General features: G+C 58.7%; 10 protein-coding genes. 7 read left to right on the top strand and 3 right to left on the bottom strand.

The annotated features are described in order from the left end of the window. Positions 1-79 precede the first annotated feature (79 nt). The gene (locus Poly51_RS01645; RefSeq protein ID WP_146453605.1) at positions 80-2,035 is read right to left on the bottom strand and encodes a flagellin N-terminal helical domain-containing protein; all 1,956 of its coding nucleotides are present in this window, start codon (positions 2,033-2,035) and stop codon (positions 80-82) included. 299 nt (positions 2,036-2,334) lie between these two features. Here Poly51_RS01645 and Poly51_RS01640 point away from each other — a divergent pair, with 299 nt between their 5' ends. Beyond that, complete coding sequence (locus Poly51_RS01640; RefSeq protein WP_246114202.1) at positions 2,335-2,748, top strand: TerB family tellurite resistance protein; 414 nt, start codon at positions 2,335-2,337, stop codon at positions 2,746-2,748. 22 nt (positions 2,749-2,770) lie between these two features. On the opposite strand, the gene Poly51_RS01635 is transcribed toward Poly51_RS01640, so the two are convergent. After that, positions 2,771-3,796 (bottom strand): hypothetical protein, encoded by a 1,026-nt coding sequence (locus Poly51_RS01635; RefSeq protein ID WP_246114201.1) that lies wholly within the window; start codon positions 3,794-3,796, stop codon positions 2,771-2,773. A 206-nt stretch (positions 3,797-4,002) separates the two neighbouring features. Then, positions 4,003-4,296, bottom strand: a complete 294-nt coding sequence (locus Poly51_RS01630; RefSeq protein WP_146453603.1) for a hypothetical protein — start codon at positions 4,294-4,296, stop codon at positions 4,003-4,005. A 387-nt stretch (positions 4,297-4,683) separates the two neighbouring features. Between Poly51_RS01630 and Poly51_RS01625 the strand changes: the two genes are divergently transcribed. The 6 genes from Poly51_RS01625 to Poly51_RS01600 all read left to right on the top strand — a co-directional run bounded on the left by Poly51_RS01625 (position 4,684) and on the right by Poly51_RS01600 (position 13,154). Further along, complete coding sequence (locus Poly51_RS01625) at positions 4,684-6,354, top strand: ExeA family protein (RefSeq protein WP_146453602.1); 1,671 nt, start codon at positions 4,684-4,686, stop codon at positions 6,352-6,354. A 55-nt stretch (positions 6,355-6,409) separates the two neighbouring features. Next, on the top strand, positions 6,410-6,844 hold the full coding sequence (locus Poly51_RS01620) for a hypothetical protein (RefSeq protein WP_222435769.1): 435 nt from the start codon (positions 6,410-6,412) through the stop codon (positions 6,842-6,844). 2 nt (positions 6,845-6,846) lie between these two features. Beyond that, a complete protein-coding gene (locus tag Poly51_RS01615; protein WP_146453600.1) occupies positions 6,847-7,755 on the top strand; it encodes an NAD(P)-dependent oxidoreductase in 909 nt (302 codons plus the stop codon). Between the two features lie 167 nt (positions 7,756-7,922). Next, positions 7,923-9,101, top strand: a complete 1,179-nt coding sequence (locus Poly51_RS01610) for a lysophospholipid acyltransferase family protein (protein WP_146453599.1) — start codon at positions 7,923-7,925, stop codon at positions 9,099-9,101. A 191-nt stretch (positions 9,102-9,292) separates the two neighbouring features. Further along, positions 9,293-10,933 (top strand): hypothetical protein, encoded by a 1,641-nt coding sequence (locus Poly51_RS01605; protein ID WP_146453598.1) that lies wholly within the window; start codon positions 9,293-9,295, stop codon positions 10,931-10,933. Positions 10,934-10,937: 4 nt separating this feature from the next. Next, positions 10,938-13,154: a GAP1-N2 domain-containing protein gene (locus Poly51_RS01600; protein ID WP_146453597.1), complete on the top strand. Its 2,217-nt coding sequence runs from the start codon at positions 10,938-10,940 to the stop codon at positions 13,152-13,154.

The following is a 13,154-nucleotide window of genomic DNA, read 5'->3' as shown; positions in this document are numbered from 1 at the left end:
AAAGAATCAAAGTGGAGACACTCTGATATCTCACTTATCGACGTTTCGGGCATCCGAATCGACAGAATCGGCAAAATCGTTACAAGTAGTTCAGCACCGTCATCTGCGACGTCTGGCCGATCACTCGCATTGATGCTTCTAAAGCGACCTGTCGCTGGCTCAATTCGCTGATGACGGTCGTCAAATCGGCGTCGACTTCATCCGATAGCTGGCCCTTCAATTGGATGACGCGGCTCTCGGTGGTTGCTTTTAACTGGTCGAGCGTTTGCGTCCACACGCCGACTTGCCCCCGGGTCCGGCTGGCACGGTCCAGGTCGACGTCAATTTTGGCTTGCAGTCGCTCGATTTCGTTGCCGTCACCCGTCGCGACCGCACTTTTCAACCTCAGCAGCGTGTCGAGGGCACCGCCGGCGTCGCGAGTCGCGTAATCCGTGCCAATGATGGTATCCACCGAACCGACTACACCGCCGGTATTTTCGCTCTTGCCGGTCGGGATCAGACCCAGTCGGGTTCCGGCATCGGAAATCCCGATTTGTCGCACCGTCAGCTTGTTGGCACCGGGCGGCGCTTTCAACTGGATGCCGTTGCCGATATCGTTCAGGTTGACAAGGATGCGACGAGTATCTTGGTTGTCAGGGTGATTTCGGATCCGATTGATGACGTCATTGATCGTCTCTGTACCGTCGAGGTCTAGCTGGATGACTCTTCCGTCCGGACGAGAAATGGTCAGGTCGGGGCCGTTGGAATTGAGCGTCATTCCGCGACCGCGTCCGATCGACGTTAGTTTGGTGTCGCCGTCGGCCGAGCGGATCCCCAATGCGGCGGCCGTTTGGCCACCGTTTTCGCCGATCGAGTAGTCGACGCCGCTGCGAAGCGAACGCAGTACGATCCGTCCGCCCGATTCGTCCAATTCAGCCTTCACGTCAGCGTCGCTGCGGTTGATCGCGATCAGCACGTCGCTCAGGTCCTCGGCGCCATCAAAATTGATGGTGAAAGTTCGGTCACCCTGTTTGATCTGCAAACCGGCCGAAAGGTCCACGCCCAAACCGCCGGCGAGGTCGGAAATTTTGGTCGCCTTCGTGACTCGTGGCGACAATCGATCCCCGATCACCGGCGGCGCGATTACACCGCCTGGGTTCTTGATCGAAAGGTCGCGGGCCATCGTGCTGCCGATGCCGTCTTCGATGGCCAACGTGCCCGCCAAACCATCGCTATATTCGATGCGAATGCCGTCGTCGGTTAAGGTGGCCGATAGTTTTCGCCCGTCCAGAACCACCGTTGAAAGCACGTCCGCAACGTCACCAATCGTGGCGGCCGAACGCAGGTCCACGTCAACAAAATTGCCGCCGCCGGACAACTTGATCTGTCCCGGCACGACGCCGAGACCCTTCCGCAGGTCGACCAAGCGAGTTTCATGGTCCAGTGACGCGTTCAGCGGTTTGCCTTCGACCAAGACTGCGTTGGCGCCAAGGGTGCCGTTGGCGTTGACGTTGATGTCGACGGGTTTTCCGAAGCCGATATCGGTACGGCCGATGGCACCTTTTCCGGAAAAGACAATGTCGTTGCCGTCGAAGTTGAATGATTCGCCGGGGTTCAAGAAGCCACCGGTCAGCTCGTGGTCGCGAAACATCGAGTTTCCCGCCGAGAAGACTGCGTTGATCGATTGTTGGATCGATGCGGCGAGGGCAGCACGTTCGTCATCCGAGATGACGTTCTGGGCACCTTGAACGGCAACGGCACGGGCCTGGATCAGGGCGTCATCGATATTGGCCAACGAATCATCGGCGGCCTGGTAAAAGCTGCGGGTACTGGTCGCGTTACGGACCAGTTGGTTGGATTGGTCGATGCCACGGTGCAGCGAGATCGCGCGGTTTGCCGCAGCCGGATCGTCGCCCAATCGCAAGACTCGCTGGCCAGTACTCAATTGGTCGTACTGACGCTGAATCGCCAACTGGTCGTTGTTCAATTGAAACAACAACCGCTGGGTGGTCAGCGGTGTGCTGGTTCGCGTCGTCGAGATTGGCAATAGAGGCATGTCGTCTGTTATCGACGCAATGTTTCACCAACATTCGCCAAATCAAATCACCCACGCTACAAAGGGTGACCAGCGGATATAATCGGAGCATGATCCTTATCGGCACCATGAATCTGACACGAACTCGCGATCGGGGGAACTGTTTTTGCCCCCAATGCGGGGTTCCGCAAACGTACCGCTTGCGAGCCCGCCGGCCGTGGTTGACGCTCTATCTCATTCCCACCATCCCAATCGGGAATCCCGAACTGTTCGTTCAATGCGACCAATGCAAGCAAACGTGGGATCCGAGCGTCTTGGAGATGGACCAGGCGACTCACGAGGCTGCGGCGCAGGAGAAATTCATCGACGAGGCGATCCGAGCGGCCGTTTTGGTCGCGCTAGTGGATGGGATCATTAGCCAGCTCGAAATCGAGACGTTGCAGGATATCGCAGCGGGATTGCTGGGCCGAGAAGTCGAACGCGATGAGATCGGACGGCTCTGCTCGATCGCCGGCCAAAACAAAATCGAGGCCTGCAATTACGTGCTGACCGTTTCGAAGCGGTGGAACCAGCCGCAGCGGGTGCAGGCGTTGCAGGCCATGTTTCTGGCCGCGACCGCCGAAGGCAAGCCGAGCGACGTGAAAATCAAGACGCTCGCAAAGATGCAGAAGTTATTGGATCTGACCGACCGCGAGTATGAACAGGCGATCGAGGCGACGCTGCGCGAAGTTTGACGCACAGATCCACGGGCAATCGTTAGCGGCGCGAGTTGCTGTCGCGTGTTGCCATTTGTCCTTGGGGACGCAGCACGTAGACCTTCGGATCGTCGACGATGAATGCGGTGCTCCAACGTCGGCCGTCGTCGGCGCTGCAGATGTTATAGAAGAACGTTCGGAAGCGTTCACAGCGATAATCGTAGGGGAATTGGCTGGTGATGTAGTCGGCTTCGGTCAACTCATCGACGCCCGGTGAAGCGTAGTAGTGGACCATGCCGTCCGGCGTCACGCTCATGCCCATCGTCCACCATCCGGTGGTGGTGATCTGAGGACCGCGGAAATCGCCGCCGCGTGAATTGCTGCGAACTCGCAAGTACGCATAGTCGGAATCTTTGCCCGATTCACTGCGGCTTTCAAATTCGACGAACAGTCCGGGCCAGTAGACTTCGTTGCCCATTTCTTTCTTGGTGCGTTTGAAGATCCCGATGCCGACTTCTTTGTCGACCATGGCGGTGGTTTCCAGCGCCAAGCGGAATCCGAAGTGTGGCCCGCTGCGGTTTTCCCAACTATCCACCGGCGGCAAATAGACTCGCGTCGTGACGCTGGGAGCTTCCGAAACGTTGATCGTTCGCTTCAATCGGTATTGAACGTTGGCGACAAAGTCGTCCTGGTGCATGGTGTTGGACGGCTGACCGGGAATGCCGGTTTGCAGGCTCTTCATCAACAGCGATCCGGTGCTGCCGGGCAATCCGCCCGACGGTGTGGACACGCGTTTGACAATGTCGGGGTGGCCCCGTTTGATGCCCTCGTACCAGCGACCATTGGTGCTTCGCCCCATGGGGCTTCGTTGGTTTTCGTCGATGTCTTCGGTGCTTTTGGGATCACGGGGAACGTAGCCCCAATTCGGATCCTCAAAGTCATCGGCGACACCCACGATTTCGCTGCCGGTGCCGGGAACGACGGGACGAGCACCACGCGGGATCGGTTCCGCAGCATTGGCGATTGTGGAAGTGACAATTGCCACGGTGGCGGCCGCGGTCAGGTATCGAGTTATCGAGAATCGCATGGCGGTGTCCGTCCGGGAATCATTCGCAGTGATTGGAGGAAGAACGCACCCATGGGCGCCTTCCATTCGGAATAATCGGCACAGTCACCCCGATCACTCCAGCGAAAAAAAACCGGCAAGGCGGATCGACGCGTTGCGGCGGCGTGCCGGGGACACGCCGTGCTAGAAATGTGACGGCGTATCGGCGACACGCCGTACCTTGGAACTCAAACGGCGATCGCGGCCGGGGCTTGCACCGCGACAGGCATGCTTTCGCGACGGATACCGTCGCTGCCGTAGAAGATGACTTGTTTCTTGGTGAAGTCACAGATTGCAGTCAGTTTCACGCTACGTGGTCCGTGAACGCAAAAGTACACACCGACGACCTTGTTGGATCGCACGACTTCACGCTGGGTCATCGGGAACTGATTCGGAACCAAGTGGCCGAGATCGCACAATCGCTTTTCGATGGTCTCGCAAAGCGTCGGAAAATCGATCCGCCGAGGCGTTAAACCGATCATAAACTTCCTAGGGGGCGACAGAGTATGAAGTGCCCATGGCAACCGTTCACCAACCGTTGATGACCGCCGGGCAGTGGTCGGTATCGGCGCGGAAACCGTGGGACGTTAGCACGGAAAAAAGAGTGAAGGAATCGCGGCGACTCCATCGGCAAGCGATGCCGATTGTGCCGTTTGACGTAAGGGAGCAACTTTCATTCTCGCCAATTCAGCCGTCGCGGCATCGATACGCCGGCGCCGCTATGGGGCCCATCCGCACAGCAGCCAGCCCACGACGCGTGAAAGAAACGTCGCCGGGAATTCGATTCCGCTCAAGGCCTCGGCAAGATGTGCCGATTACTCCGATTGTAGCGAAACACGATCTCCCCCCCACCGCTTGCGGGCTATACGATGCAAACCACAACCAAACCCGTCAACGCCTACACCGTTCCTCCGTTTCCCGCGTTCCCCGCCGTCACGCGTTATGTCGCGCTGGGCAGCGTCGAAGACGCGTTGACGCGAGTCAGCCGAAGTATCGATGCTCAGGAAGCAATTTCGTTGATCATCGGACCACCCGGGACGGGCAAGAGTCTGATTTGCGGTCTGTTGGTCGAACAGTACAAAGAGACGCACGACGTTGTCGTCTTGGGCGACACCACGATCGAGAACCGGGCGGCGTTCCTGCGACACCTGTTGCATCACCTGGGCGTCAATTTCTTTGAAGCTCCCGAAAACGACTTGCATCTCGCATTGGTCGACCGAGTTTGTCGGGCCAACGGTCCTGACGGCGGTTTGTTGATCATCCTCGACGAAGCGCAAGCGTTGTCGGCGGAGGTGCTGGAGTCCATTCGCATGGTCACCAACATCATGCAGAAGGGTAAGCCGCGAGTTTCGGCCGTCGTATGCGGTGCGATGAAGTTGGACGAATTGTTGATAGACTCGTCGCTAGAACCATTCACCCAGCGTGTTTCGACACGTTGTTACTTGCATCCGATGAACGGTCACGAAACGCGCTACTTCATCGAAGAAACGATTCGTGGTTGCGGAGCCGATCCGTCCGACGCGATCACCGACGAAGCGATTGCCGCGATCCATCATGCCGCCAGCGGTGTGCCGCGATTGGTCAACCAAATGATGACGCAAGCGATCGACTCGGCCGAAGAAGCGGGCGAGACGATGGTCACCGAACAGATCGTCGATTTGGCATGGGCAACGCTGCAACAATTGCCTGGTCCGATGTTGGACGAACCTTCGTTGAAGTCGTCCGGCGGTTCGTCGATCGAATTCGGCGAATTGGATGCCGCTCCGGTCGCCGCGAAAAAACCGAATCGATCGAAGGCAGCCGACGACGAATTGCTGGGCTTCGCGGACGAAGATTCCGAGAGCGAATGGGATCTCGAAGAGCCGGCCATCGAGTTGGAAAACCTGGCCGACGTTGATCTGGGAAGCCACGGCCAAGGCGGCTGCGGTCAGTCAAGCAACGATGCCGAAATCGGTTCGGCAATGTGGATGGACGAATCCGACGAAGCCTTCAAGAGTGTCTCGGCAGCGGCGTTGCCATCGGCACTCTTCGGCGATTTCGAAATCGAAGAAGACGTCGAGCTGGACGGCTCGACAAAACAAGTGGTCGCGAAAAAGGAAATCGCTAAGCCAGAAGTCGCCGCAAAGGTAGCGGTGGCTGAGGTGGTTGCGAAAGCGGCTTCCGAAGCGGTCGCGGCGCCACGGTACAACTTTGAAGCAATGTTGCACCAAGAAATCGTTGGTATGACGACCTATGACCAGACCGTCACGATTCTGCCCGAACCGACCGCGCCCCAATCAAAGCTAGCTGCAGCAGAGTTGGCGGAAGCGAAGATGGAAGAAGAGCGACTTCATCTGTTGCGGGTCGAGGAAGACGCGGAAGAAACCCAGTCGGAAGAGGCCCAGTCGCTGCGTTTGAACGACGACGATAGCGACTTGTTGGTGATCGAAGACGAAATGGAACTGATGCGAGCGGATTCGCCCAAGAAGTCGGACGCGTCGCCACGAAACGTCACGATCGATTTCCAATCGATGTTGTCACGCATGCGAACCGGTACTTAGGCAGCGGTCGCAAGGCATCGGACACATTCGTTAGGAACATCCCCTTACCCACACGTTGATCATGTCGCTTGATCTGTTGGCTCGAGAAATTGTTCGACTTTCCGTCCACGGCGGCACCACGCCGGTCCTGGTGACGCCGTCGTACCTTTCATTTCGGCCAGAGTTCTTTCGGCAATTCGTTTCGGCCGTGGCTTCGCGGACGGACCGAACCGTGCGGATCGATTGGCTTCGTACCGGACGCGGCATTTCGGCGGTCATTGGTGATAGAATGGCGGCCCGCCAAGCGGCGAAGATCACTCGGATGCTTCGTGGCGACACCCCAGCATCCCACTCGATCGAACTGAGTTCGTCGATCGGTCGGCCCGATGGTTCGTCGTCGCGAGCAAGGTCTGAATTGGTGATCGGGTTGTGTGACAACCGCCAACCGCTTCCGCCTTGGGCGACGGCAATTTCGCTGGGCGATAATTCGATCCCTTCCGCCGATCAATAAAAATGACCGCTCTCCCGCCGCCTCGCTCCGTAGGACCAGAAACTCGAATCGGTTGGATCGGCACGGGGGTGATGGGCCGCAGCATGTGCGGCCACCTAATCGCGGCCGGCTATCGTGCGACCGTCTTCAATCGTTCACCTGAAAAGGCATCTGACTTGGTCGACGCCGGTGCGACGCTGGTCCGTTCGCCGCGGGAAGTCGCCGCGGCTAGCGACGTGGTATTCACGATCGTCGGTTTCCCGTCCGACGTCGAATCGGTGATCTTGGGTGACGACGGAGTGCTCGCCGGTGCAAACGAAGGCACGGTGATCGTCGACATGACGACAAGCAAGCCATCACTGGCGGTCGAAATCGCTCGACGTGCCGCGGAACAAGGCGTTCATTCCATTGACGCACCGGTCAGTGGCGGCGACATGGGCGCACGCAACGCGGCTTTGTCGATCATGATTGGCGGCGAAGCGGCGGCGGTGCAAGCGATCGATCCACTGCTGCAGTTGATGGGGAAAACGATCGTCCACCAGGGGCCAGCCGGATCGGGCCAACACACCAAGATGGTGAACCAGACATTGATCGCATCGGGGATGGTCGCGGTCTGTGAAGGGTTGCTGTATGCCGAAAAGGTGGGGCTTGACGTCGAAACGGTCCTGAAGAGTGTCAGCAGTGGAGCGGCGGGCAGCTGGTCGCTGACGAACTTGGCACCGCGCATGGTCGGCGGTGATTTTGCGCCGGGTTTCTATGTCGAACATTTCATCAAAGACATGGGCATCGCGTTGGAGGAAGCCGCGCGGATGCACTTGAGTCTGCCTGGGTTGGCACTGGCACACCAGCTCTACCAGGCCGTGGCGGCGCAGGGGCACGCCAAAAGCGGCACGCAAGCGTTGCTGTTGGCACTCAAGAAACTAAACAGCTAGCAGGTTAGCCTATTTGGAGCACCCTACGTGGCCCTGCGACGCCGTCGCAGGGTGTACGGTTTTCTGCTGCGTTAGCTGCTTTGCAGCTAACGTTCCGCGACGGCGTCGCGGGTCCACATAGGGTGACACATCGAGTGTCATGTTTCGCGCAACAAGAGTGACTGACCATGAATCGATACCGCATGCGGTTCGCGCCGCAAGTCTGGACACCTTCGCTCAGCCCGACGTTGGTCAACTGGCTTCGTACGCTACGACATCGGCAATGTGATCGCGAAGTAAAGATCTCGTCGATCGACATCATCGGCGATTCTCATGTGCGCGGTCATCTGGACGCCGGTCATGGCGTCATGATCATGCCAAACCATTCTTCGCATGCCGATCCGTACGTCATTTACGCAGCCGCCGATCGCATCGGGACAGCCCTCTACCTGATGGCGACGTGGCACGTCTTTCATGACAAGTCGCGGTTGGTTCAATGGCTGCTTCGAAAGCACGGTTGTTTCAGCGTCGATCGTGAAGCCAACGATATCGGCGCGTTCAAGATGGCGACCAGCTTGCTGCAAGAGAAACCGGAACCGCTGGTCATCTTTCCAGAGGGCGAAATCTATCACTGCAGCGATCGAGTGACTCCGTTTCGCGAAGGCGCTGCGGCGATTGCGGTGGCTGCGGCGCGCAAGTCCGATCGGCCGATCGTTTGCGTTCCCTGCGCAATCTCGTACAGCTACGTCGACGACCCCACGCCGGCGCTGTTGTCGACGATGGGCGAATTGGAAGAGTCAATCTTTTGGCGCCGCCAAACCGAGCGGCCGTTGGAAGAACGGATCTATCGGTTCGCCGAAGCCCTTTTGGCGGTGAAGGAACTGGAGTATTTCGGCGAGACCAAGTCCGGCCGTCTTCCCGAGCGGATTCGTGGTCTTGGCGACTTCATCTTGGACGGAGTCGAAGCAAGGCACGAGCTGAGCCAGGGTACGAAGTCGATTCCCGAGCGAGTGAAGGCGGCGCGGAAAGTGATCATCGAGAAACGAACGGCCGACGATGCGACCGATACCGTAAAGTCGACTCTCGACAACGACTTGGAAGATCTGTTCCTGGTCGTCCAATCGTTCAGTTATCCGGGCGACTATGTCGTCGACAAACCGTCGATCGGGCGGATGGCGGAAACGATCGATAAGTTCGAAGAAGACGTTCTGATGAAATTCACCGCGACCATCAAAGCCCGTCGATCCGTCAAAGTCGAATTTGGCGAAGCTGTCGAGGTGGTGGGTGACAAGAAAATCAAAGGGCAAACGACCACGATCACCGCCGAGATCGAAAAGCGGGTCCAAGAGATGCTGGATCGAGCTTGAGCAGCGATCCGCGGGGGAGTGAATCGAGGTGATTCAGGGGGTGGTTCAAGGCGGTTCTGTCAGAATTTGGATTAGGCTGGGTATCGATACAGTAGCCGTTCGCCAGCGTTGCGGTGGACATCGCGTCGGAGTACCGTAGGGGACTCCCGCAATAGGCATCCAGTATCCCCCCGCCTTTTCTTGATGAACCTGTGACCGATTCCACCATCACGGCGACACCGTGGTTCGTAACCGATTCGAACGATCTGCTGATTGGGCCGATGACCGAGTTCGAATTGCGAGAGGGTTTGATTGTCAGCCGCTGGGGCAACGGAGCTCGCGTTGCAACGTCGCAAAGCGGTCCTTGGACGTCATCCGATGACGTGCGGCGCCAATTCTTGAATTTGATTCAAAACGGTTGGTACGTCCAAAGCGTGAATGGCGACGAGAAGGGTGGCCCGTTTACGACCGAGAAAATGCGGCGACTGGCTGCATCGAACTCGCTGTCCAGCGTCGTCGTTCGCAGCGGTCGAAACGGAACGTTCCGGTCGGCCGATGCATTCGAATCGTGGGACATGCCGCGACCGACCATCGTGCCCCCCGAATCGGCCGGACAACCGATCCAGGCGAAGTGTCGTTGTCCGCATTGTTGGAAAATGTTTCCGCCCGACGAGGTCCGCTGGATCGCGGCACACACCAGTCTGCGTGGCGATTCGGTGATGGGCGCCGAAGCGATGCGGCGGTTCGTGGCATCGGCTTTCACCGCCGAGGGCGACGCGATTGATGCGGCGGGTGATTCGTGTTCGCAATTGGCTTGCCCGCAATGCCACTTGGAGATCCCTCGTGCCATCATCGAATTGCAGCCGACGTTCATCAGCGTCGTCGGCGCGCCGGGCAGTGGGAAGAGTTATTTTTTGGCGTCGGCGGTCGAGCGAATCTGTCACCGGTTGGCCGAACACGACATGATGTTTCGCGATGCTCAGGTGGACTTGAATACGGTGCTTTCGGGTTACCGGCGGTTGCTGTTTTGGAGCGATCAACCGGATTCGCCCGTCGCGTTGCCGAAAACCGAACCGCAGGGCAATCTTTACCAATCGGTGCACCTGAGCGGGCGAGACGTTTGGTTTCCCAAACCGTTCACTTTCCGTTGGTTGCCGGCGATGGACCATCCGGCCTATGCCGAGCGGGCGTCGATGGGACGCGTTGTGTGTTTGTATGACAACGCCGGCGAACATTTTTTGCCCGGCAGCAACCGAACCGGCAGCTTTGCGACCGACCATTTGCGGCGGTCCAATGCGTTGTTGTTCTTATTCGATCCGACCCAGCACGCGCCGCTGCGACCGAAATTGAAAGAAGTCTCCGACGATCCCCAGTTGTCCGCCAGCGGACGAAACTACTCGCAGGCCGAAGTCTTGGACGAAGTCTTGGAACGAGTCCGCCGTCGCCGGGGTGTCGCGGGCGTCGACCGAATCTCGTTCCCTTTGATTGTCGCGGTCACCAAGGCGGACGTTTGGGTACAGTCGCTGGAGGGTCATCCGTTGCCGGATGATTTGGGAATCGTTGACATCAACGGCCGCCCTGGCATCGACTTGCACGCCTTCCAGATGGTGTCCGATCGCGTGCGGGCGTGGTTGAAGTCGTCGTGTCCCGAGATGATTCACGCGGCGGAAAGTCAAGCCGAAAAGGTGTTCTATGTGCCCACCAGCAGCCAGGGAATCAGCCCCGAATGGGACACGGCGTCGAATCTGTTGAAGGTGCGGCCGTCTACGATTGCACCTCGATGGGCCGACGCGCCGCTGTTGCTGGCGATGCACTACGCGGCTCCCAAACTGTTGCCAGCACGGAAGGCATAGTCCAATGGAAGAACTCGTATACACGTCGGCGCCGCAGGGGTTGATGCCGGGCTCGAGCGGCTTTTGCACGGTCGAGATGACGGACGGAATGCCCACCGAGACGATGGACACGCTGGAGTCGTTGTCGGCGTACGACCAAAACGCTTCGGGGACAATCAACTGGATGCACCTGAGGATCCAAACGATCCGTGGTTCGCGGCACGTCTTGTCGCGAGTTTCGCCGATGCGGGGCGAGTTCTCGGGGCGATCGAACAAATTGGCCAGTCACGTGTGTTTGGCGCCGAATGAATTGCCGGTCCAGGGACCGATGATGCTGCTGGGCAACGGCGGACCGCTGCGCAGCGATTGGTCGGGCAAAGTCGCAAAGTTACCCGCGTCGTCGTCGCCGGGGCGTTTGCGAACACCGTCGATGCCGCGAGTCTGTGCGTCATGGTCAGCCGCGTCGGGTGACGCCGGTTTGGCGGGCGTGGTTCTGGGGCGATTGCAGAAATCACCGGGCCGACCCTTGTACGTCATTCGGACCGCGGCGATGGACGCGCTGGCGATGACGGACGAAATGTTGGCGTTGATGCCGGGTGCAGATCGGTGGAGCTTCACCTTCGCAACCTACGCGCACTCGATGCCGCAGAGTATCGATTGCCAACTTCGTTGGGTGCTGGATGACAGTCCGTTGTGCGAACAGGTCCAACGGATGGGCAGCGACGTGATGATCGACCTGCGCCGCGGCGGCGCCGAAATTCTGGCCGGCGCCGGCAACGAGTTCCACGCGCTCGTGGATGCCGCACGTCGAGGCACCGTCGTCGGGCGATCGGTCCGCGCGGCGTCTTCTCCCTCGGGTTCGCCGAAGCCCGCAGCACCGGCGCCGCGCCAAGCTTCGATGGACTCGCAAACGTCGGGCGTCGATTTCGGTTCTCCGACGAGTGTTGCGACTGCTCTTCCGCCTCCGCCGCCGACCAACGATTCGGCGTCGATGGTCACATGGGCGATGATCGGTACAGTGTCGCTGATGATCCCCCTTTGCGGTCTGATCATCTATTTAGCGGCGAGAGAACCCGAGCCGGTTGCAGCGGTTCGCAACTACGAGATCGAGCAGGAAAAGTCGGTCCAGCCGGACGTGCCGCCGCCCGTGGAAAAGGTCGAGGTCGAGACGCCTCGCAAACCACGCAAAGACCGTCCAAAGCCTGACAAGCCGCCCGAGAAAAAGTCGCCGCCAAAGAAAGAACCCGAGAAACCCAAGGCTCCACCGAAACCGGTAACGGCGTCGGAAAAGCTCCGGTTGCCGCGGGCCACTTTCGGGCTCGATCACGATTGGCAAGCCATCCATCAGGCTGACAACGTCAATCGCATCGATTTGATCCGAGTCGCCGAGTCGGCGGACCCGAGCGAGTATACGGTTAGCACGCCCGATGCGTCGGGGTTCTACGACATCGTTTGGAAAGACACGGCGGGTGAGCCATCGATCTTGGCCAGCGTCGAGACCGAGGAAGATCAGGTTCGCTTTGCTTGGATCGAGAAGAACGAAAACCGGGCTCGAGCTTTTACGCTGGCCCATGCGATGCTGATCGTCGACGACGTGGCCGAAACGACGCTGATGTTCGATGTCGATGCGCCGGTCCTCTACGACGCCCCGCCGGTGCCGACGCGGCCCAAGGACTATGAAATGCCCGTGTGGTTGTCGCGCGAGTACCCGATGACGATGAAGGTGACGTACTCTTCGGAATTCTTTAAGAAGCCGGTCGTGTTGAACGATGTCGCCGCGCTGCCTCGCGGCAACGAAGTCAAGCCCAAGAGTGCAAAGGTACGAATCGAACAGGTCAACGATCCGCTGATCAAAGAGGCCGAGTTCTTTGTGGCTGCCGAAACGATTGGACCGGTCGGCGATTGGAAACTAGTCTTTCAATCGAATCTGATGCTCAAGTGCGGAAAACAGGACCAACCCTGGCAAAACGTCCGCGACGTCATCGATGAACATACTTCCAAGCACAACAAGGGCCAGCAGGGCAAAAAGCAGACCGAGCGGCGATTGTTAAACGCCAGCGATCGACGGGAAGCGATCGCGAAATGGAAAGCGTCGATTCGTTGCGAGATCGAGTTTTACGCGACGGTCGGTGAACGGAAAATTCTTTGGGGCAGGGCAGTGGATCCGCAGACACAGGCGGATTCAGGTGCAGACGTTGGTAAGGCGTCTGGAAATGAAAACCAGGTGGGAGCGGGCCAGTGA

This window comes from Rubripirellula tenax, assembly GCF_007860125.1.
Taxonomy (GTDB): domain Bacteria; phylum Planctomycetota; class Planctomycetia; order Pirellulales; family Pirellulaceae; genus Rubripirellula; species Rubripirellula tenax.
Note: the sequence above shows the minus strand (reverse complement) of the source record. Positions and strands in the feature narration are given on the sequence as shown.